Source organism: Slackia exigua ATCC 700122, from assembly GCF_000162875.1.
Taxonomy (GTDB): domain Bacteria; phylum Actinomycetota; class Coriobacteriia; order Coriobacteriales; family Eggerthellaceae; genus Slackia; species Slackia exigua.
Genome location: NZ_GG700630.1, coordinates 341181 through 361037, shown reverse-complemented (window position 1 = coordinate 361037; position 19857 = coordinate 341181). Strand labels below are relative to the sequence as shown.

General features: G+C 63.4%; 18 protein-coding genes and 4 tRNA genes. 11 read left to right on the top strand and 11 right to left on the bottom strand.

Translation table 11 applies throughout. The features are described 5' to 3' along the window. The first annotated feature begins 10 nt into the window (after positions 1-10). Positions 11-964, top strand: a complete 954-nt coding sequence (locus HMPREF0762_RS01585; RefSeq protein WP_050759668.1) for a radical SAM protein — start codon at positions 11-13, stop codon at positions 962-964. Here HMPREF0762_RS01585 and thrB read toward each other — a convergent pair. Both thrB and thrC read right to left on the bottom strand, forming a co-directional pair. Then, positions 961-1845, bottom strand: coding sequence for a homoserine kinase (thrB, locus tag HMPREF0762_RS01580; RefSeq protein WP_040618782.1), 885 nt, complete (start codon positions 1843-1845; stop codon positions 961-963). The genes HMPREF0762_RS01585 and thrB overlap by 4 nt on opposite strands. Further along, entirely contained in the window at positions 1836-3323 is a 1488-nt protein-coding gene (thrC, locus tag HMPREF0762_RS01575) for a threonine synthase (protein ID WP_040618780.1), read from the bottom strand. The genes thrB and thrC overlap by 10 nt, the downstream gene beginning before the upstream one ends. 117 nt (positions 3324-3440) lie before the next feature. Here thrC and HMPREF0762_RS01570 point away from each other — a divergent pair, with 117 nt between their 5' ends. Next, positions 3441-4832: an aspartate kinase gene (locus tag HMPREF0762_RS01570; RefSeq protein WP_006361597.1), complete on the top strand. Its 1392-nt coding sequence runs from the start codon at positions 3441-3443 to the stop codon at positions 4830-4832. Further along, a complete protein-coding gene (locus HMPREF0762_RS01565) occupies positions 4832-5848 on the top strand; it encodes an aspartate-semialdehyde dehydrogenase (RefSeq protein WP_006361596.1) in 1017 nt (338 codons plus the stop codon). The genes HMPREF0762_RS01570 and HMPREF0762_RS01565 overlap by 1 nt, the downstream gene beginning before the upstream one ends. Before the next feature lie 59 nt (positions 5849-5907). Here HMPREF0762_RS01565 and HMPREF0762_RS01560 read toward each other — a convergent pair whose 3' ends face one another. From HMPREF0762_RS01560 to HMPREF0762_RS01545, 4 genes are all read right to left on the bottom strand, one after another. Next, the gene (locus HMPREF0762_RS01560) at positions 5908-6699 is read right to left on the bottom strand and encodes an HAD family hydrolase (RefSeq protein WP_040619157.1); all 792 of its coding nucleotides are present in this window, start codon (positions 6697-6699) and stop codon (positions 5908-5910) included. A gap of 66 nt (positions 6700-6765) precedes the next feature. Beyond that, positions 6766-6840 (bottom strand) — tRNA-Thr (locus HMPREF0762_RS01555). A gap of 63 nt (positions 6841-6903) precedes the next feature. Continuing rightward, a complete protein-coding gene (locus HMPREF0762_RS01550; protein WP_050759687.1) occupies positions 6904-7281 on the bottom strand; it encodes a hypothetical protein in 378 nt (125 codons plus the stop codon). Between the two features lie 81 nt (positions 7282-7362). Continuing rightward, complete coding sequence (locus tag HMPREF0762_RS01545; RefSeq protein WP_245935470.1) at positions 7363-8061, bottom strand: ComF family protein; 699 nt, start codon at positions 8059-8061, stop codon at positions 7363-7365. A gap of 452 nt (positions 8062-8513) precedes the next feature. On the opposite strand from HMPREF0762_RS01545, the gene HMPREF0762_RS01540 reads away from it, so the two are divergent. The 3 genes from HMPREF0762_RS01540 to HMPREF0762_RS01535 all read left to right on the top strand — a co-directional run bounded on the left by HMPREF0762_RS01540 (position 8514) and on the right by HMPREF0762_RS01535 (position 10660). Beyond that, the gene (locus HMPREF0762_RS01540) at positions 8514-9458 is read left to right on the top strand and encodes a substrate-binding periplasmic protein (protein ID WP_115314185.1); all 945 of its coding nucleotides are present in this window, start codon (positions 8514-8516) and stop codon (positions 9456-9458) included. A 17-nt stretch (positions 9459-9475) separates the two neighbouring features. Further along, complete coding sequence (locus tag HMPREF0762_RS09295) at positions 9476-9613, top strand: hypothetical protein (protein WP_006361588.1); 138 nt, start codon at positions 9476-9478, stop codon at positions 9611-9613. An 87-nt stretch (positions 9614-9700) separates the two neighbouring features. Then, positions 9701-10660, top strand: coding sequence for a hypothetical protein (locus tag HMPREF0762_RS01535; protein WP_006361587.1), 960 nt, complete (start codon positions 9701-9703; stop codon positions 10658-10660). Positions 10661-10932: 272 nt separating this feature from the next. Here HMPREF0762_RS01535 and HMPREF0762_RS01530 read toward each other — a convergent pair whose 3' ends face one another. Further along, positions 10933-12204, bottom strand: coding sequence for a DUF4190 domain-containing protein (locus HMPREF0762_RS01530; RefSeq protein WP_040618774.1), 1272 nt, complete (start codon positions 12202-12204; stop codon positions 10933-10935). Positions 12205-12341: 137 nt separating this feature from the next. Further along, positions 12342-12417: transfer RNA gene (locus tag HMPREF0762_RS01525), tRNA-Arg, on the bottom strand. 248 nt (positions 12418-12665) lie between these two features. Here HMPREF0762_RS01525 and HMPREF0762_RS01515 point away from each other — a divergent pair. The 4 genes from HMPREF0762_RS01515 (at position 12666) to HMPREF0762_RS01500 (ending at position 15629) form a co-directional block, all read left to right on the top strand. Then, a tRNA-His gene (locus tag HMPREF0762_RS01515) sits at positions 12666-12742 on the top strand. A gap of 85 nt (positions 12743-12827) precedes the next feature. After that, positions 12828-12903: transfer RNA gene (locus tag HMPREF0762_RS01510), tRNA-Lys, on the top strand. Between the two features lie 144 nt (positions 12904-13047). Beyond that, positions 13048-14103 (top strand): integrase, encoded by a 1056-nt coding sequence (locus HMPREF0762_RS01505; protein ID WP_115314184.1) that lies wholly within the window; start codon positions 13048-13050, stop codon positions 14101-14103. Between the two features lie 266 nt (positions 14104-14369). Next, complete coding sequence (locus tag HMPREF0762_RS01500) at positions 14370-15629, top strand: DUF2130 domain-containing protein (RefSeq protein ID WP_006361582.1); 1260 nt, start codon at positions 14370-14372, stop codon at positions 15627-15629. On the opposite strand, the gene HMPREF0762_RS01495 is transcribed toward HMPREF0762_RS01500, so the two are convergent. Further along, positions 15623-16633, bottom strand: coding sequence for an asparaginase (locus HMPREF0762_RS01495; protein ID WP_006361581.1), 1011 nt, complete (start codon positions 16631-16633; stop codon positions 15623-15625). The two genes, HMPREF0762_RS01500 and HMPREF0762_RS01495, sit on opposite strands and share 7 nt — an antisense overlap. Positions 16634-16975: 342 nt before the next feature. On the opposite strand from HMPREF0762_RS01495, the gene HMPREF0762_RS01490 reads away from it, so the two are divergent. After that, complete coding sequence (locus tag HMPREF0762_RS01490; protein ID WP_006361579.1) at positions 16976-17701, top strand: CpXC domain-containing protein; 726 nt, start codon at positions 16976-16978, stop codon at positions 17699-17701. A 20-nt stretch (positions 17702-17721) separates the two neighbouring features. On the opposite strand, the gene HMPREF0762_RS01485 is transcribed toward HMPREF0762_RS01490, so the two are convergent. Both HMPREF0762_RS01485 and HMPREF0762_RS01480 read right to left on the bottom strand, forming a co-directional pair. After that, positions 17722-18684 (bottom strand): RsmB/NOP family class I SAM-dependent RNA methyltransferase, encoded by a 963-nt coding sequence (locus HMPREF0762_RS01485; protein WP_040619151.1) that lies wholly within the window; start codon positions 18682-18684, stop codon positions 17722-17724. An 87-nt stretch (positions 18685-18771) separates the two neighbouring features. Continuing rightward, a complete protein-coding gene (locus HMPREF0762_RS01480) occupies positions 18772-19785 on the bottom strand; it encodes a helix-turn-helix domain-containing protein (protein ID WP_006361577.1) in 1014 nt (337 codons plus the stop codon). Positions 19786-19857: the final 72 nt, after the last annotated feature.

The following is a 19857-nucleotide window of genomic DNA, read 5'->3' as shown; positions in this document are numbered from 1 at the left end:
GGCCGACCCGATGGCTTCCGCATCGCCGGGCGGCGCCGTGCGTCCCGCCCCGACGCTTCCCGAACTCTCGCGCTGCGCGCTCTGCCCGCGCGCCTGCGGCGCCGACAGGAACGCCGGGCATCGGGGCGTGTGCGGCGCAGGGGCATCGGTGCGCGTCGCGCGCGCGGCCCTCCATCATTGGGAAGAGCCTCCCATTTCAGGGGAGGCGGGCAGCGGCACCGTGTTCTTCAGCCATTGCCCCCTTCACTGCATCTATTGCCAGAATCGCGCCATCGCGAACGGCGATGCGGGTCTTGATATCGGCATCGACCGGCTTGCGCATATCTTTCTCGAGCTGCAGGACCAAGGCGCGCTCAATATCAATCTGGTCACGCCGACGCACTACGTGCCGCATATCCGCATCGCGCTCGACGAGGCCCGCGCGCACGGCTTGAACCTTCCGATCGTGTACAACACGTCGGGATACGAGGCGCCGCGCGCGATCGCGTCCCTGAGAGGGTACGTCGACACGTTTCTGACCGACCTGCGTTACGCCCATCCTGAAACCGCGCGGGCGTTCTCGCATGCGCCCGAGTACCCGCGCGTCGCCCGCGAAGCCCTGGCCGCCATGGCGGCGACAGGCGCCCGGGTCATCGTCCGCATCCTGCTTCTGCCTGGCCATGTGGGCGAAGCGTGCGAAAACGTGCATCACGTGGCCGAGGCCTACGGAGATGCCGTGACGCTCAGCCTCATGAGCCAATACACGCCTGTGCGCACGTTTTCGCAGCACCCTGAGCTTTCGCGGCGCGTGACCGCCGACGAATACGAGGAACTGCTCGATTTCGCGGATTCGCTGGGAATCGAGGATTATTTCTGGCAGGACGGCGCGGCGGCCGAGGAGAGCTTCATCCCCGATTTCCTTTCATACGAAGGGGTGCTCGTCCCGGCGTCGCTCGATCGGACGGCCGTAGGCTCCGTCGGCTAGTCCATCTCGATGCGCACGCCGTGCGGGTCGCAGTCGAGCACGGAGACGTCGAAGTCGGGGTGCATCGCCTTGATGCGGGCGCGCAGGCTTTCCGCGACGAGCCCGTCGTCGATGGCGGCCATCATCGTCGACCCCGACCCGGAAATCCACATCGCAAGCGCGCCGCCGTCCATGCAGGTGTCGCGTATATCCTGGTAGTCAGGGATGAGCGCCTTGCGGAACGGCTCTTGGAGCCTGTCGTGGCAGGCGGACGAGATGAGCGCGGCGTCGCCCGATTCGAGCCCGCGCGTGAGCCCCGAGATGCGGCCCATCTGCCAGACGGCGGTCGAGAGGTCGACCTTCGTCGGCACGACCTTGCGCGCGTCGGCGGTGTGCACCTCGTAGGGCGGCACCACGGTGACGAAGTGCAGCTTGCGGTTGACTTCGTAACGGATGCATTCCGGAACGCCGGACTCGGGCATGAACGAGCAGACGAGCGATCCCATGATGGCGGGCGCCACGTTGTCGGGATGCCCCTCCATCTCGGTCGCGATGGCCACGGCCTCGTCGCGGCGGATGATGCGTCCGGTCAGCGATGCGGCGCCCATGATGCCTGCGACGGTGCATGCGGACGACGATCCCAGGCCGCGCGCGATGGGGATAGGGCAGTCCATATCGATCGCGATGGGGAAGGGCTCTTCCCCCCAATGCGCGAGGGCGAGGGTGAACGAGCGGTAGACCAGGTTGCGTTCGTTCTGGAATTCTTCGGGGCAGCCCGTGATGCGCAGGGCATCGGCGCGCGCGAAGTCGAACGTCGCATGCAGCGTCATGGCCATGCCCAGGCAGTCGTAGCCGATGCCGATGTTCGCCGAGGTGGCCGGAACGGTGATCCTTACTCCCATGTCGCCTCCTTGCATGCGCGGACGACATAGGCGCGCATCTGCTCGGGCGCGATGCCGTCGTCGAACCTCTCCGTCGCGCCTTCGAGCGCCGAGAGGGGGCGGGGCGCCGCGGTGCCGGTCGCGTCTTCGAGCGCACGCATGCAGTCGAACGGCGCGGCGGCGTCGGCGCGGATGTCGAGCGCCTCGCAGACGTCTGCGGCGAACTTGTAGGGACTTGCGGTCGCGAGGATGATGCGCGCCTTGGCGCCGGTCGTGCGCGGCAGGTCGCGCGCGACGCGGACGGCGACGGCGGTATGCGGGTCGAGCACGTAGCCGTGCTCGTCGCGGCATGCCGCGATCTCGGCGCGCGTCGCGTCGTCGTCGGCGCTGCCGGCCGCGAAGAGCGTGCGGATCGCATCCATGATGTCGGGGCGCACCTCGTAGCGCCCGTCGCGCGCGAGGTCTTCCATGAGGCCGTTCACGTACGCGGCATCCCCTCCGCCCATGTAGTAGATGAGACGCTCGAGATTGCTCGAGATCAGGATGTCCATGCTGGGGGATATGGTGCGGAAGAAGGGGCGGTTGCGGTCGTAGGCGCCCGTGGCGAAGAAGTCGGTCAGGACATCGTTGGCGTTGCTCGCCACGATGAAGCGCGCGACGGGAAGTCCGAGCTCGCGTGCGTACCAGCCGGCGAGCACGTCGCCGAAGTTGCCCGTGGGCACGCAGAACTCGACCTCGTCGCCGAGCTCTATCGCGCCGGCGCGCAGAAGCTGCGCATACGCATCGAAATAGTAGGTGATCTGCGGTGCGAGGCGTCCGATATTGATGGAGTTGGCGCTCGAGAGGCGCACGCCCGCGTCCGCGAGCTCGTCATGCAGGGCCGTATCCACGAAAAGCTTCTTCACACCGCTTTGCGCATCGTCGAAATTGCCCTCGATCGCGCAGACGGAGACGTTGCCGCCTTCCTGCGTGGTCATTTGGAGGCGTTGGATATCGCTCGTGCCGCCCTGGGGATAGAAGACCGCGATGCCGAGCCCCGGCGTGTCGGCGAAGCCCGCGAGCGCCGCCTTGCCGGTATCGCCGCTCGTGGCCGTCAGTATCATGATGCGTTCGCCATCGCGGCGCGCATGGCTCATGAGCTGGGGAAGCATCTGAAGCGCAACGTCTTTGAACGCGCTCGTCGGTCCATGGAAGAGCTCGAGGACGTAGTCGTCGCCCACGGGCACAAGGGGCGTGACGGCGGGGGAGTCGAAGGTCGATCCGTAGGCCGCATCGACGCATTCGGCGATCTCTTCGTCGGCATAGTCGTCGAAGAGGCGCCCGAGCACCTGCCGCGCGATGCCGCGGAAATCCTTCGACGTGATGTCGGACAGGTCGAAACGCAACTCGGAGAGGTCGTCGGTCACATAGAGGCCTCCGTCCGGTGCGATTCCTGCGAGTACTGCGCTTTTGGCCGTCAGCTGCTCGGTTACGCTGCGGGTGCTGTGATACATTGGCATGCGACTTCTCCTGGTCTCTCCGCCTTCGCGCGGGAACGGGGCCTCGCGCGGCATGCATCAAGTCTAGCAAAGCATTCCCGCGCGGAGCCTTCGCGCCACCCGAAAGGACGTTAACGCATGATTAAGATTACGAAGTTCGGCGGTTCGAGCGTCAGCTCCGCAGGCCAGTTCAAGAAAATCAAGGGCATCATCGAATCCGACCCCGCGCGCCAGTTCGTCGTGGTCTCGGCCATAGGCAAGCGCGACTCGCGCGATTCCAAGGTCACCGACCTTCTGTATCTGGCGAACGCGCACCTGCAGTACCGCGTCTCCTGCGACGACCTTCTGGGCACGGTGGGCCAGCGTTTCTGCGAAATCGCCCGCGACCTCGGGCTTACGTATCCGATCAGCCAGGAATTCGGCCGCTTCCATCATAGAGCGGTCGCCGGCGACTACACGCCCGAGTTCATCGTGAGCCGCGGCGAGTATTTCACTGCGCGCCTGATGGCCGAGAACCTGGGCTTCCCGTTCGTGGACGCGACCGAGGTCATCGCCTTCGCGCCCGACGGCCAGATCGACATGGAGAAGACGGCCGCCCAGGTGCAGAAGGCGATCGAGGTGCACGGCCGCTTCGTGCTGCCGGGCTTCTACGGCGCCGCTCCCGACGGCGAGGTGCGTCTGCTCGATCGCGGCGGCGGAGACATCACGGGCGCCATCTTGGCGCAATGCGTCGGCGCCGATCTGTACGAGAACTGGACCGACGTCTCGGGCTTCCTGTCCGCAGACCCGCGCATCGTCGATAATCCCAAGTCCATCGCGCGCATCACCTACGCCGAGCTTCGCGAGCTTTCGTACATGGGCGCGAGCGTCCTGCACGAGGAAGCCATCTTCCCGGTCAAGGAAGCCGGCATTCCCCTCGCCATCAAGAACACGAACCGCCCGCAGGACCGGGGCACGATCATCAGCGAATTCACCGATCCCACGACCGACGAGCCCATCATCACGGGCATCGCCGGCAAGCGCGACTTCGTGGCGGTGCATATCAAGCAGAACCACATGTCCAACAAGGTGGGCATCGTGCGCCGCGCGCTCACGATCTTCGAACGCTACCGCGTGAGCATCGAGCATATTCCGACGGGCATCGATTCCTTCGCCGTGGTCGTCCAGGGCGACGATGTGAAGGACTGCCTGTACTCCATCGTGGCCGACATCAACACCGAGATAGAACCCGACGAGATCGAGATCGTCGACCATATCGCGCTCATCTCGACGGTGGGGCGCAACATGCCGCATCGTCCGGGCGTTTCCGGCCGCCTGTTCGGCGAGCTCGGCCGTGCAGGCATCAATATCCGCATGATCGCCCAGGGCTCCGAAGAGCTCGACATCATCGTCGGTGTCGACGATGCCGATTTCGAGAAGGCCATCAGCGTCATCTACCATGGCTTCATCGATTCCGACGAGAACGTGATCACGGTTGCCGAACTCGAACAGAGCGAGCAGTGCAGGCAGAAGAAGAACAGGGGATTCTAATGCGTTCGTACAACGTCGCCATCCTCGGCGCCACGGGCGTCGTCGGTCAGCAGATGCTGCAGTGCCTGGACGAGCAGGACTTCCCGCTTGCGTCGGTGAAGCTCCTCGCCTCGGCGCGCAGCGCAGGCAAGACGGTCGATTTCAAAGGAGAGACGCTCGTCGTCGAGGAAGCGTCCGACGCCGCGCTCGATGGCGTCGATATCCTGCTCGGCGCCGCAGAGAACGATATCGCCCGTCGTTTCGTGCCTATCGCGCGCGAGAAGGGCTGCGTCACGGTGGACAATTCGAGCGCGTACCGTCTGGATTCCGACGTACCCCTCGTCATTCCCGAGGTCAACCCCGAAGACGTTGCCGCGCATACGGGCATCATCGCCAATCCGAACTGCGCCACGATCATAGGCCTGGTCGCCGTGAACCCCCTTCATAAGGCTGCAGGCATTCGCCGCATCATCGCTTCGACCTATCAGGCCGCTTCGGGCGCCGGCATCGGGGGCCTGCGCGAGCTTGAGGACCAGTCGCGCCGCATCGCGGCAGGAAAGACAGTCGCCGAACCGACGGCTTTCTCCTATCAGCTCGCGTTCAATGCCATCCCGCAGATCGGCGGGTTCGGCGACAATGCGTACACGTCCGAGGAAATGAAGATGCAGAACGAGGGCCGTAAGATCATGCATCTGCCCGACCTGCGCGTGAACTGCACCTGCGTGCGCGTGCCGGTGATGCGTTCGCATTCCGAGAGCATCACGGTCGAACTCGACCGCGCGCTTTCTCCCGACGAGGCGCGCGAGGCCCTCTCCTGCGCGCCGGGCGTGAAGCTCGTGGACGATCCGGCATCCGCGCGCTATCCGATGCCGCTCGAGACGACCGATCAGGACCTCGTTTACGTCGGCCGCGTGCGTGAGGATATTTCGGCCGCCGATGGCGTGCACGCGCTCTCGCTCTGGTGCGTCGGCGACCAGATCCGCAAAGGCGCCGCGAGCAACGCCGTCCAGATCGCCAAGCTCCTTACGCTCGAATAGCCGAGAATCGGCATCGGGCTTCCGTGTTCCGAGCCCTGCCTTTCGCAAGGCACCGCGCGTTAAGACGCATCGTTCGCCGGGAACAGGCCGAGGCGGACGCAGGCGTTCCATATCCCGTCGTCGTCCGCATCGGTCGTGACGAGGTCGGCGCGCTCTTTGAGCTTGTCGATGGCGTTTCCCATGGCGACGCAGGTCCATTCGGGGCAGAACATGCTGAGGTCGTTGCTGCCGTCTCCGAACACGATGACGTCTTCTACGGGAGCGTTCAGATGCTTCATGATGCGTCGTATGCCCGCACCCTTGTCGACAGGCTCGATGAACAGGCAATCCGGGCTGAAGCGCGCCTGCGGCACGTCGGAGAGGCGCGAAAGCCGATGCTCCTCGGCGGCCGTGCAGGCGATATAGAGCTTGTAGAACGCGGGCACGTCGTGGAAATCCAGTTCAGGCGTGATGATCGTGTCCATGTACCCTTCGGATACCGCATCGTCGAAGCGGCGGTCGATCGTCGTGCGGAATCTGCTGTCGTCGGAAGAAATCGCCCAAGGCACGCGCTTTTCCTCGCATTCCTCCAACAGGCGCAGGCAGGGTTCGCGGTCGAGCGGCTCGAGCGCGACGAGGCGCCCGTCGACCGTGATGCCGGCGCCGCCGTCGCTCACCATGAGGGAGAACCCGAGTTCCTGACGGTACGGCTCCGCCATCGCATGGCTGCGGCCGGTCGCGACGGCGCAGACATGCCCGGCGGCGCGTGCCAGATCTATGGCGCGTTTCGCGCTTTCCGGGATGTATCGGCGGCCGATGGGCCCGGCGGCGAGCGTGCCGTCGATATCGAAGAAGAGGTAGCGCGCGCGCATGCGGTCCGCCTTTCGGACATAACGCAAAAGCAGGTCAGAAGCAATCTTCTGACCTGCGTTCATACATGGAGCCAGTGACAGGAATCGAACCTGCAACCCACTGATTACAAATCAGTTGCGCTACCGTTGCGCCACACTGGCACGTGGATGAGCCATCGGGCATTCTAGCATAGAAGGCGCGCCGCTTCCCGATGGCCGTGCGCATCAGCGCTTCTTCAGAAGCTCTCGTAGACGTTCGTGCGCAGAGGAGTCGGTCCGCTTCCATGCGTAGTGCGGATGGTTCTTCAGGAAGCGCCGGCGGCAGCCGAGCGTGGCAACGAGCAGGACGAGCATCATGAGGGCGCACGTCAGGAAGAAATCGGTCACGAACGCGTTGCCTTCGAGCAGGGCATAGAGCGTGGCGAGCGCGAAGAAGGCCGCAAGTCCCGCATTCAGCACGACGAACAGCTTGATGACGACTTCCTTCGCACGGTTCGGCGTATAGCGCCATGACACGAAGGCGTAGATGCCGAGAGCGAGAATTGCAAGGATGACCAGCAGGGGCAGTATGCGGTAGAGGCGTGCGAGAATCATTGCGGGCATGATGCCACCTTTCGATGCCGTAGGAATCTTCGTTCGTTCGCGGCGTCGCGGCATGCGTTTCGCTTCATGATAGCAGTCTCTTCAGGCCCGGGCGATCGTGATGGCGCGAACGAGCCGTGTGCCGCCGCGACGTAGCACGCGCGCGACTTCGTCGGTGGTCGCGCCGGTCGTGAACACGTCGTCGACGATGATCGCGCTGCGCGGAAACGGCATTCCCTCGCGCGGCGCGAAGGCCTCGGACATATTGCGTATGCGATCGGCCCTTCCGAGCTTTCTCTGATCGGCGCGCCGTCCTGCGGACACAACGGGGGCGACCTCGAGTCCGAGCATGCCGGCGTATTCCCGGGCTATAGGCATGATATGGTCGAAGCCTCGACGGCGCAGCGCGTCCTTCGTCGGCGGCACGGGCACGACCGCCGTCTCGCCCCTTGTCCATGATTCAGGCGTCGCGTCTGCGATGAGCAGCGCGAAGGGAATCGCAAGCCTCTGTTCGCCCTGATCCTTGTAGGCGCGCATCGCGCGCGCCATGCCACCTTCGAACCGTGCGGCGCTGCGGCATTCGTCCACGGGTGCGTCCGAGCCTGCCATGGATCGCATCGCGCAGCGGGCGCACTGGATGCGCCCGTGCGGGTCGCCGCAGGTCGGGCATGCATTCAACGCATCGATGCAGGGAAGGGACGATCGGCATGCGGGGCAGAGCACGCATCCCGGGGCGTCGCAGGCCGCGCATCGCGTCGGCCAGAGCATCTCGATCGCCGCCTGCGCCACGGATGCCAGCATGCGCCTTCGTTCCTTTCGCTTCGTCCCGTCCATCCTTCGCTCGGACGATGCTAGCGTTCGGACCCTGTCGGCTTCGTGCGCATATGTGACGTCCATCTGTAAGGATTCTTCCAGATCCCGAACAGGACGGGGGCTTTCGGGCGCATAGAAGAAAATCTGCTAAACTGTCCCGGTAATTCTTTCGGGTCTGTAGTTGCGGAGGGCAACCTCCAAGCCCATGGCAGATGCGGTCAAAAGGGTCCACGTAAGCTGCGTTTCGGCGCATGCGAGCATGGCGTATCCTAGAAGTAAGTCGTACCTTCCGGTCGTTTCCGCGGCCATCCAGGCCGCCTGGAAGAGAGGGTGGAGCGGCGACGCGAATCCCCGGTGCGCGAGTGTGGGGGCAAAGACTAGGTCAGCCGAAAGAAGCCGTCATTCATGCAGGTAGATGAAGCAGGAATAGAGGAACGATGATGAAACGTCGTTTCGTGGGCGCATTCGTGCTCGCGTTGACACTCTGCGCCGCGATGGCGCTTTCAGGCTGCGCCCAGGTGCAGTCCATCCTTCAACCGGAAGCCTATGAACCCGAGGCTCCGACCCCGACCGTCGACACCCCGACCATCGGACAGTCCGGCACGCTGCGCGTCGCCATCGACGCCGACGACGTGCCTTTCGCAGGCGCCTCCGATGGCAAGCCGGTCGGCTACAACGTGGACGTGGCTGCTGCGCTTGCGTCCAAGCTGGGGCTTAAGCTCGAACTCGTAGACGTCGGAGATTCCGGTGCGGCCGAGGCCCTCTCGTCGGGCAAGGCCGATATCGCCATGGGCATGGCGACGTCCAATCCTGCCGACGGCGTCTGGCTGTCCGCTCCCTACGCCAAAAGCGGCGTGACGCTCTTCGCGAAGCCGGGTTCCACCACGGTGCCCACTGCCGATTCCTCGCCGTCGATCGCCGCGCAGGTTTCCTCGCGCAGCGCGTGGGCGGTCGAGAACCTCTTCGGCGAGGCGTCGGTCGTCGCGGCGACGAACCTCCAGTCGGCGTTCTCGTCCCTATCCAACGGCGATGCGGACTACGTCGCGGCCGATGCCGTCATCGGCACCTACGCGGCGCATACTTCCAAGGTCGATGTGGCTCCCATCGCCATGCTCGAAGAGCCCAGCGGATACTGCATCGGCGTGCCGTCGAGCAACGCGAACCTCCAGTCCGCCGTCACCGATGCGCTGTCCTCGCTGGATTCAGGCGGTGTGCTCGGCTTGATCTCCAATAAATGGCTGGGTTCGACGACCGATCTCTCGTCCCTTCCCGTCGTTGCCTCCACGGGCGCGAAGTCCACCAAGAGCAATGAGGCGCTTCTGAACGACAGCGCCAGCACGGCCGGATCGAATGCGGTCATCCAGGGGCAGACGAAGGGTCGCTAGCGAACCCGAGGAGAAACATGGGCGCATCGAAGAAACATGACGAAAAGAAGCGCGACCCGCTCGGCGCAGGGCCTATGGACAAGACGCAGAAATATGTGCTCGCAGGAGCGGTGCTGTTCATCGTCGCATTCGTCCTCTACTATCTATTCGGCTGACCGTATCGACGCCGTCCGCGCCATGCTCGTCCGGGAAGGCGGGGACGCGGGCGGCGTTTCGTTTCAATCCTACGAGAGGGGCGATGTATGGCGCGTGGAAAGCATGAGGCGCCGGCAGGAGCCGTCGAATCGAAGAACCAGGCCGCCGGAGCAGCTTCTTCGGGGCTTCATGAGGCGGGCACCGTCACGCCCGTCCTCCCGGCCGGGGAATCCCTTGCCGATCGCATGGGCAATGAGATGCCGTCGGGTGTGCGCGGCTTCGATCATAGGAACCATTCGCGCAAGGTGCGCATCACGCTGAGCATCTGCGCGGTGCTGCTCGTCGCGCTCTTGGCCGCGCTCGTCTACTTCTTCCTGGGCTTCGTGAACGAGGCCCAGGATCTCGCATCCGATTCCACCGACGATTCCGCCACGGTGATCGTCACGGGCGACATGGGCGATGCGGGCACGTCGAGCGTGGGAATGGTTGACGAGATCATCGCGCTTCCGTCGCTGCTCGGTCTTTCGCTCGACGATGCCGTCAAGGCGCTCGGTCCCGGTGCGAGCGTCTCGTCTTCGACGGACGTGACCGAAGCTCCGGGCGACGATGCCGCCGAAGGCGCCGAGCCTGCGGTCGTGGGGCAGAACGTCACCATCGCCCTTCCGAAGGATTCGACGGCATCGTCGGCCTATGTGACGACCGATGCGAGCGGCGTGGTCATAAGCGCCGGATGCTCGGCGTCGGTCTCTCGTCTCGGGTATGGCGACGCGAGCTTCACCGATCTGATCGGCGCTCAGCAGATCGTACAGAACACGCTCGCATCCGTCGGCGTGATGTCGTCCGATGCGATCGAGCTTCCGTCCGACAAGGCCGAATACACGACGTATGCCGAAGACGGCCAGACCGTGCTGCAGGAAAGCTACACGTTCAAGGGATCGGGACAGTTCAATTCGGGAGCATCGGGCGTATGGACGCTTCGTCTGTCGTACGACTATTCTTCGGCGAACGTGTCCGGCAACCTGAGCGACACGATCAAGCTCGTCTACGTGTCCATCGCATCCTCGTAGATTCGGCAAGCCTCGCTCGATCGAGGCGCAGCGCCGCGACGTTTCTGCGGAAACGAGGCATATGCGGTCGTACCGGTGCATCGCACATCGGATTCGCATGGTGTTTCCCTGCACGCGATCGCTGCCGTGCATGTCCGCTTGAACGGGTATGCCGGCGAGTCTTGCTGGTTCGGCATACGAAAGAAGGCCCGTTTCGGGCCTTCTTTCGTTCCAGGTGCGTTCAATTCTCCTAAACGCGTTTCTGCGAGCCTCCATGCAGGCGGCCGGCGGTTCTAGAAGTTGCCGAACATGTAGTTCATCTCGGTTTCGAGGGACTGCTGATTCAGCGTGTAGGATCCGTCAGGCTGCTTGTCCACGCCTATTGCCGCGTAGTAGTTCGAAACATACGCTTTCGGGTTGGCGTTCGCGTCGTTGAAGGCATGGTCGAACGCGGCGCTGCAATCTTCCTTGGTGGGGTTGTCGAGCGCCGCTATCTCGCTGAACGTCTGGTTGAGCAGCTGATAGGCGTCATTCGTGTACACGTCGAGGTAGATGACGCCCGTGCCGTCCGTATAGGCATACCAGCTTTCGCCATCGGGCCTGGCGGTCATGCCGCCCAGCACCCAGTCGATGACGGCGTTGGGATCCTTGCCCATTTCGGTCAAGCTGTAGCCGCAGGCGAGCTCGTAGTCGCTGTCGATGTTCCGTGCCCAAGCGGCGCGATAGGCCGCCGGAGGGTTCTCGATGGCGTCGATGGTCGGATCGACGAGCGCACCGACGGCGCTGGTCTCCGCTTCGTCGAATGATAGGTCGGGGACGGCCGTGTTCGAGCCGATTCCGGTGCCGTTGTTGATTTCAGGCGTCGTGGTGGAGGGGACGTCGTACGGGGAGCCGTGTTCGATTTCATCGGCGAGCGTGGCGAGGGTTCCGATGCCGATGATGAAGCCGATGAGGAACCAGATGATCGCGAAGACGATGCCTACGATGCCGCAGACCTTGCCCGCCTTGGCCTTTCCGTCCTCGAATCCCGTTTTGGCGACCTGGCCGGCCAGGACGATGGCGACGATGCCGAGGACGATGGCGACGAGGGGGAAGCCGGACAGGACGATGGCGAGAATGCCGCAGACGAGCGCGCCTACGGCCTTGCCGTTGGATGGATTGGCAGACGGCATGCCTGCTGTTCCGCCGTATGGCGGATACTGGGCCGCATGCGGCGCGCCCTGAGGAGGCACATGGGAGCCGGCGGGCGCTCCTGCGAAAGGCTGCTGAGGCGCCGCGTTGCCGTAGGAAGGCGCGGTGCCCGGAGCCGACGTGGGCGCATAGGGTGCGGTCGGCGTGCCGGGTGCCGATGCGGGTGCTGCAGGCGGGGTCGCAGGCGCGCCTGCCGGAGCGGCCGGCGCGGCGCCCGGGGCGGAAGATCCTCCGGGATTCTGGGGCGTGGCGCCTTCCGTGGTGGTGAACGCCGGTCCGGAGGTGTAATTGATCTGCGGAACCCCGGGAGGGGTAGGAGGAGTTGCGGGGGTCTGAGGAACCTGGCCGTCGTTCGTGGTGTTCGCGTCAGTCATGATCGTTCCTTCCTTTCATCATCGCCTCCCTTGATTATAAGGCTCTCGGAATCAAGTCGAAAGCGTGCAGGGAAGGCCGTGCGTCGTGCGCGGCGGTCATCGGCATGCGCGGGAAGGCGCGGAGAAGAAGCGAGGAATGGTGCCCCTGGCGGGATTCGAACCCACAACCATCGGATTAGAAGTCCGGTGCTCTATCCATTGAGCCACAGGGGCACGCGGCGCACGATGTGCAGAACGCATTATATAGCAAGCAGCCGCAGGGCCGCCGCGCGTCGCGCCCGAAGGGTGCGTGCGGCCGAAGCCGTTTTTCGCACGTATGCGTGGTTCCGTGCGGCACGTACGCGAAACGCCTATGCGTTTCGGCATCGCCCGATGTGCAGAAAACGTTCGATTCGATGCAAACGAGAAAAGGGCTTGCGTAAAGCCTGGAACGCCCCTATAGTATCCACTTGCGTTAAACGGTGGGTGTGGCCTAGTCGGCTAAGGCGCCAGATTGTGGCTCTGGAGATCGAGGGTTCGAGTCCCTTCACCCACCCCAGCTTTTTGCACGAAAAGCCCTTGCAAAGCGTGTCTCCTACGCTATAATAGCCAAGCGCTTTTCAAGGCGCATCACATATCTTCACGGATCGTTAGCTTAGTTGGTAGAGCAGGGGACTCTTAATCCCAAGGTCCGGGGTTCGAGTCCCCGACGATCCACCATGAATCCGCAGGCTCCTTCGGGAGCCTTTCTCATGTTTGAGGGACATTCATGCTTTTCGCCTTTAAAAGTTAGTTTACGGAAACTATCGGCGTCATCTCAGGTACCATGCGTTACGACACATGACGAGAGACCAAGGGATGAGCATGGAATTCAACGAAACGGACAGTCCGGCGCATCGCGCATTCGCGACGCGCGACGCGATGCCGAGCCTGAGCGGTCGCGAGGATGCGCAGGACGATCGGATGGCGAGCACGTTTCTCGACGGAGACCCTCTGCAGGCGGGCATCGCCTGCGATGCGGGGTGCGGGGCGTGCGATGTGTGCGAGAAGGTCGCCGAAGGCATGGCGGACGGGATAGCGCTCGAGCTTTCCGGCGCGTATTCCGATTCCGAGCTCCTCGCGCTCGAACACGGAATGCTCGTCGACGACTTCGTCGACGCGGTCTTCGAATTCGAAGACGTCACGTTGCGGGTGAATCCTCTGACCGAAGCGCGCTATTCGGTGAACATCGGCATCTGGGAACGTGCGTTGAGCAAGGCGAAGCTCGATGCGCGCAAGGCGAAGCTGCGTCTCGAGCTGGCGACGGACGATTATTTCGAGGGACGCCCGATCATCGACGAGCGCATCGACGCCCAGGTCTTCGCGAAATACGGCGCTGCAGACGAGAGGCTGTCCGGCATGCGGTCCCGCACCGTGGACGATATGAGCATGTGCTTCGCGTCGCACGATGTGACGGGCACGAAGTGGCAGGAGATGGGCGAGGACTATCGGCTCATCATCCGCCGCTGCCATTCGACGGTCGCGCACGGAACGAGCCTCCTCGACGCCCATCGGCTTGCCGAGGCGCACGAGCTCTATGCGCGCGGGGATGCCGACGGCTTGCGGCAGCTGGCGTTGGAGATCGATGTCGAAGGCCTTGTCAACGCAGGCGAACCGTCCGAGGGGGCATCGCTGTCCGCCGATGAGATGGCGGTCGAATGCGAGCTCATCCGGGCCCAGCTCGAAAGCGTGCGCGCCCAGTTGTCGCACGTGAAGCGGTCGTTTCCCTACAAATTCGCCGCTCTTGTGAACGATGCGTCGTGGACCTGCACCAAAGCGATGAATCTGCGCGGAGCCGTCGAGTCGTTCCACGCCGCCATCCGCACGTATCGCGAGCAGTATCAAGCGCTCAAGATGCGCGCGCGGCTGTTCCAGGGGTAAAGACGGGCCCAAATGCCCCGTACAGGAATGCGGCATCGCGCTCGGCGAAGATCGCTCGTTCTCGACGGGAGTTCTCGACAGGATTCCCGTTTCGAGGCTCCCGGTTCCATTCGGCGATCCAGGGCCTGTCCCGATCGCAGGACGCGCGAGGCGCGCCCGTTTCCCTATAATGCTCCCCGAAGCTCGAATGCATGTCGGCGTGCCGCTTCGGCCGCAAGCGGCACGCCGTTCGATCTGCGGGCCGCCGACAAGAGGATGGGAGCGACATGAGTGAAATCAAATGCCCTGAATGCGGAACGGTGTTCACGGTGGACGAAAGCGACTACCTGAGCATCGTGCGTCAGGTCCGAGACGCGGAGTTCGCTCAGGAAATCGATGCGCGTCTGGCCCTCGAGCGCGATGCGCACGAGCAGCAGCGCCTTGCCCGCGAAGCCGCATCCGCTCTTGAGCTGCAAAAGGCCGTTCAGGAAAAGGACGCGCAGATCGCCGCGCTTACCGCACGTATCGAGGGGCTTGCGCAGGCGGGGGAGGCCCAGACGCGCATTCGCCTGCTTGAAGAGGAGGAGCGCCATCGCGAGGCTTTGGCGAAGGTCGAACGCGACCGCGATGCCCTGCGCTCGCGCGTCGAGCAGCAGCAGGCCGATGCGCGGCGCGTCGCTGCCGAGCATGAAAGCGAACTGCGTGACAAGCTGAACGCGAAAGACCTGGTCATCCATGAGCGCGATGCGGAGATCGAACGTATTCGCGACATGCGGTCGCGTCTGAACACGAAGCTTCTGGGCGAATCGCTCGAGCAGCACTGCGAAATCGAGTTCAATCGCCTGCGCGCGACGGCGTTTCGCAATGCCTATTTCGAGAAGGACAACGACGCATCGGGCGGCAGCAAAGGCGACTACATCTACCGCGAGACCGACGAGAACGGCGTCGAGATCATCTCGATCATGTTCGAGATGAAAAACGAGCAGGACGGCGCCACGCACCACAAGAGGAACGAAGATCACTTCAAGAAGCTCGACCGCGACCGCACCGAGAAGAAATGCGAATACGCCGTGCTCGTGTCGTTGCTCGAACCTGAAAGCGAGCTGTACAACGGCGGCATCGTGGACGTGTCGTATCGCTTCGACAAGATGTACGTCATCCGTCCGCAGTTTTTCATCCCGATGATCACGATCCTGCGCAATGCCGCGCTCGAATCCCTCAAATACCGCTCCGAGCTCGCGCTCGTGCGTCAGCAGGACATCGACGTGACGAACTTCGAAGAGAGCCTGAACGATTTCAAGGAGCGGTTCGCGCGCAACTACGATCTTGCAAGCAGGAAGTTCTCGAACGCCATCGACGAGATCGACAAGACGATCGACCATCTGCAGAAGGTGAAGGAATCCTTGATCGGCTCGGAACGCAATCTGCGTCTGGCCAACGACAAGGCCGATGCGCTCACGGTGCGCAAGCTCACCCGCGGCAACGCGACGATGAAGGCGAAATTCGACGAACTGTCGGAAAAGGAGCGGGGGCTTCCGGCTCAGTAGACGTCGAACATGCGCTGGATCAGCGTCGTATCGCTCGTCTTCGTAAGCGCGAGGCGCAAAAGCACCGCTGCCTTCTGGGGCGGCAGATCGCATCCGCGCACAAGGTCGCCGCGGTAGAAATCATCGTGCGTGATAAGACCCGCGCCGACACGCGAGCAGCGGACGATGGGGATTCCGCGGCCGGCGAACGCGGAGATGCGGTCGTTCCAGGGCGTGCTGTAGCCGCCCGATCCCGCACCGACGACGATGATGCCTCGTGCGCCGCTTTCGACGCAGTAGTCGATGACGCCGGGGTCGGCATCCACGGTGAAATAGACCGCGTCGACGCGTGGAAGCCCGTCGATTTCCGATGCGTTGAATTCCGTGCCGAGAGTGTGCAGCTTGGTCGAGCCATTGAAGAAGTAAGGCTGGCCGTCGATGAGATACCCCATGCATCCGAAGTCGTTCTCAGAGAACGCGTCGGTCTGGAAGGTGGATACCTTGCGCACGTCCCGTCCGCCGAAGATGGCGTCGGAAAACGCCACCATCACGCCGCGCCCGCGCGCATCGGGGCTTGCGGCCAACGAGAGCGCCTGGAAGAGGTTCATAGGACCGTCGGCCGAGGTTGCGGTCGCAGGACGCATCGAGCCGGTAAGGACGACGGGCTTGTCGGTCTTCACGGTCAGGTTGAGGAAATAGGCCGTTTCGTCCATCGTGTCGGTGCCGTGCGTCACGACGAAGCCGTCGATGTCGGTACGGGCGGCAAGCTCGTCGATGGTGCGCGCGAGCGCTATCCAGTGCGCGCCCGTGATATCGTCGGAATTCACGTTGCAGATCTGCATGCCCTTCACGTGCGCGACCGCATCGATGCCGGGGACGCATCCGACGAGGTCTTCGATGCCGATCTGCCCGGGCCGATAGTTCGTCGCACGTCCTTGGGATCCCGATCCGGCGATCGTGCCTCCGGTTGCGAGGACGGCGATGGTAGGGAGGGCGGCGTGTGAATCGACGTCGGCGTTCGGCATGAGGGTTCCCGTTCTCTGATTCTGATTACGTGAGGGAAGTATGCCTCATGGGCACGGGAGATGCACGAAGAGCGTGAAGACAACAAAAATGGCGAGCCGGCGACGTGCACCAAGGGGGAAGGGTGCTTCGTATCGCCGCTCGCCTTCGGGTAGGAGAAGTAAGCGGTGCGGTTTCGTTAACCACGGGATACTTTATATCGTTTCGATAAAGTTAGGTCAAGGTAATTTCTAAAACGCGAAATCATGAGAGGTTTCTCCATACGCCGTCCATAAGAGGATGCGGATGCGCCGGGCAGGACGCGAGGCGCTATCATGGGCGCATGACAAGAGAGGAGGGCGAACATGTCCGCCCATGATACCGATCCCGTTTCAGATCAGCGCCGCATCCTCGAATCCATCGAGATGCCCGAGCCTGCCCAGTCCGTCATAGCTTGTCCATCCTGCGGCTTCGAAGGCCAGATGACCGTCTGGACCGCTCTAAGCGACGCCCTCACGCCGGGTGCCGTCGAGCGCCTCATCGAGGGCACGCTGTTCGACTATACGTGCCCGACCTGCGGCGAACAGGTCTTTTCCGCATATCCCTGTCTCTACAACGACAGGGAGCACAAGGCCATGGTCCGTCTGACCTACGCCGATCAGATCGCTGAAGCGGCCGATGCCATCGATGGCGTGGACGACGGAGAGTTCAAGCGGCTGGGCGATGCTCTGGGCTATCGCATTCGTCTGACGCATCAGCCCGATACGCTGCGCGAGAAGGCGGTTATCTTCCGCGACGGCCTGGACGATCGCGTGATGGAATACCTGAAGGCGGGCCTTGTGGCGGCCTATGCCGAAGACGGGTCGCTCTCAGGCGACGAGGTCGCCTATTACTGGGGCCTGGACGATCGCGACGACATGATCGTCGCGTTCTTCGATGAGGGGCGCAGCACTGACCAGGCGCACATCTCGCGTGAGGCCTACGACGAAGCCGAAGAGGCGCTTGAGGCGGGCGGGTACCTCGAAGAGGAACCCTACGTGGTCGATGCCGATTGGGCGGCGGACATCCTCGACGAGCTCACGGTCTTCTAGACCGCCTCGGCTCGTCGGCGCTACCGAACGCGCCTGATCTTCACCATGAAGAAGCCCTCGTATGCGTCGGTCGGACGCACGCAGAGGGCTTCTTCCATCGTGCAGGGAAGAAGCGGCAGCTCCGCCCTCAGGCGGTCCGCATCGAACGTCGGCAGCGCGGGGGAGAGCAGCTCGAAGCGATCGGCATGCTCCTTGCGGCCCAGAACCTCGCGCACGGTGCGCTCGTTTTCTTCAGGGAGGATGGAACAGGTGGAATAGACCATCGTGCCGCCCGGCTTGAGCACCGTGAGCGCGCGGTCGAGCAGCGCCCGCTGCGCCGCGGCGCATTTCTTCAGAAGGTGGGGCGTGAAGCGCGCGGCCGCCTTCGGGTCGTGCGCGCGCATCGTGCCCGAACCCGTGCACGGCGCATCGAGCAGGATGTGATCGAACCGGAAGAACGCATCGATTCTGCGTGCATCGGTGCGCATGACGGTTACGGCGTGCGCTCCTTGACGTTTCAGGTTGTAGGCAAGCTTTTCGGAGCGAGGGGCATGCATCTCGCAGGCGGTGATGCGCACCTCCGGCGCGCCCGCGCGCGCCTTTGCGGCGGCAAAGGCTGCGATCTGGGTCGTCTTGCCGCCGGGCGCGGCGCACATGTCCAGGATGTCGGTATCCGGTCGCGCATCGAGCAGCAGTGCGGGAAGCATGGACGACAAGTTCTGCAGATACACCTCGCCGCGCTCGAAGGCATCCGTTTCACGCATGGCTTCATCGGCTCCCGCGTCCAGCAGGAAGGCGTCTTCGTACCATGGCACGCCTTTCCAGGAGATGTCTGCCGCATCGAGCGCGCATGCCACGTCGTTCCGCGATGCCTTGAGCGCATTCGCACGCAGCGACGAACGCCGCGGCGTCGAGCAGCCTTCCAAGATGAGTCGAGCTATATCGGCCCCGTAGGCCTCTTCAACGCGCTCTCTGAAATATGCGGGGAATGAGGGCGTCTCCATGCGCGCATGCTCCTTGCTGAATATCCTGCGGTCGGCATCATTATGGAGCAAGGCGGATCCGGAGGACAAACGCATCTCTCTCTATGATCATTCGCTTGTTCTGATGGCGCTGGGAAGCACGCCGGTCGTTCTGCTGAACGCCGCCGCAAAGGCTCCCGGCTTGGCGTATCCCACTTCCTTGGCGATCTGCTGTATCGGGAGGTCGGTGCCGGAGAGCAGCTCCGCTGCGCGCTCCATGCGGACGCGCCGCACGAATGATGCGGGCGAGCATCCGTACCGGCTCCTGAACGACTCCTTGAACTTGGTCTGCCCCATGCAGGCTATCCGTGCGAGCGTTCGACAGTCGAGGCGCGCGTCAGGGCTGCGCCGTATATACGCTTCCGCTTCCTCAAGGGAGCGGGCATCATCTGCGGAGATGCGTCGTGCAGGTGGTATTTTGACATGCCTCGCCTCGATCGCCGCGCGGTTTTCCCCGCCTTGCCGCTCCAGATCGATCTCGTTTGCCCGGTCGATCACGAGGCCGACCGCCTCTGCGACGGCCCCTTCGTAGAATAGTTCGGCGGCGATGCCCGTGCCTCGATATTCGCTCATCCGTTTGAACAGCGCCACCAGTGCCGGGAAGTTCCTGCTGCCGTCGACGAGGGCGACCATGCGTCGGATGTCGGGAATGGAACCGAAACGCCCCAGCAGATAGCGTCGGTAGTAATCGGGCGAAATCGTGATGCTCGTCGCGCGGGCGACCGCGCCGGCATCGAAGCGGGCCAGGTATTCTCCTCCTTCGTCGGCGACATACGTGCCGATGACATGGGATCCCTGCGAGAACGGAAGCCCGCGCACGACAAGGTCGTTTCGCTCGTAATAGGCGATGCAGAGATGCTCCGTGTGCCGATAGCGCATCGTGCCGCTCGCATGGAAGCGCAAGTCGAATATATTGACGGCGAAGAGGTTGTCGCGGAAGTAGGCCCAGTACTCGCCGGAGCTCCGCTCGTCCTGGAACCGATAAAGGGATCCTTCGGGATTGTATCGGTCGGCATCTCGTGCCGGCTCCATGTCGCACAGCTCGAAAGCGGCATCGTAGAGGTCGTGTTTGATGCTCTGCATCGCAGATTCCTGCCTGAAACGGTCGGTCCGCTGCCTTGAAACGACGGCATTCGATCGACAAGGCATAATCCA

Coding starts and splice junctions, on each gene's coding strand:
- HMPREF0762_RS01490 (WP_006361579.1), top strand. CDS start 16,976: ATGTCCGCCCATGATACCGATCCCGTTTCAGATCAGCGCCGCATCCTC.
- HMPREF0762_RS01530 (WP_040618774.1), bottom strand. CDS start 12,204: ATGACTGACGCGAACACCACGAACGACGGCCAGGTTCCTCAGACCCCC.
- HMPREF0762_RS01570 (WP_006361597.1), top strand. CDS start 3,441: ATGATTAAGATTACGAAGTTCGGCGGTTCGAGCGTCAGCTCCGCAGGC.
- HMPREF0762_RS01585 (WP_050759668.1), top strand. CDS start 11: ATGGCTTCCGCATCGCCGGGCGGCGCCGTGCGTCCCGCCCCGACGCTT.
- HMPREF0762_RS01480 (WP_006361577.1), bottom strand. CDS start 19,785: ATGCAGAGCATCAAACACGACCTCTACGATGCCGCTTTCGAGCTGTGC.
- HMPREF0762_RS01545 (WP_245935470.1), bottom strand. CDS start 8,061: ATGCTGGCATCCGTGGCGCAGGCGGCGATCGAGATGCTCTGGCCGACG.
- thrC (WP_040618780.1), bottom strand. CDS start 3,323: ATGCCAATGTATCACAGCACCCGCAGCGTAACCGAGCAGCTGACGGCC.
- HMPREF0762_RS01505 (WP_115314184.1), top strand. CDS start 13,048: ATGGAATTCAACGAAACGGACAGTCCGGCGCATCGCGCATTCGCGACG.
- thrB (WP_040618782.1), bottom strand. CDS start 1,845: ATGGGAGTAAGGATCACCGTTCCGGCCACCTCGGCGAACATCGGCATC.
- HMPREF0762_RS01485 (WP_040619151.1), bottom strand. CDS start 18,684: ATGGAGACGCCCTCATTCCCCGCATATTTCAGAGAGCGCGTTGAAGAG.
- HMPREF0762_RS01500 (WP_006361582.1), top strand. CDS start 14,370: ATGAGTGAAATCAAATGCCCTGAATGCGGAACGGTGTTCACGGTGGAC.
- HMPREF0762_RS01550 (WP_050759687.1), bottom strand. CDS start 7,281: ATGCCCGCAATGATTCTCGCACGCCTCTACCGCATACTGCCCCTGCTG.
- HMPREF0762_RS01560 (WP_040619157.1), bottom strand. CDS start 6,699: ATGCGCGCGCGCTACCTCTTCTTCGATATCGACGGCACGCTCGCCGCC.
- HMPREF0762_RS01540 (WP_115314185.1), top strand. CDS start 8,514: ATGAAACGTCGTTTCGTGGGCGCATTCGTGCTCGCGTTGACACTCTGC.
- HMPREF0762_RS01535 (WP_006361587.1), top strand. CDS start 9,701: ATGGCGCGTGGAAAGCATGAGGCGCCGGCAGGAGCCGTCGAATCGAAG.
- HMPREF0762_RS09295 (WP_006361588.1), top strand. CDS start 9,476: ATGGGCGCATCGAAGAAACATGACGAAAAGAAGCGCGACCCGCTCGGC.
- HMPREF0762_RS01495 (WP_006361581.1), bottom strand. CDS start 16,633: ATGCCGAACGCCGACGTCGATTCACACGCCGCCCTCCCTACCATCGCC.
- HMPREF0762_RS01565 (WP_006361596.1), top strand. CDS start 4,832: ATGCGTTCGTACAACGTCGCCATCCTCGGCGCCACGGGCGTCGTCGGT.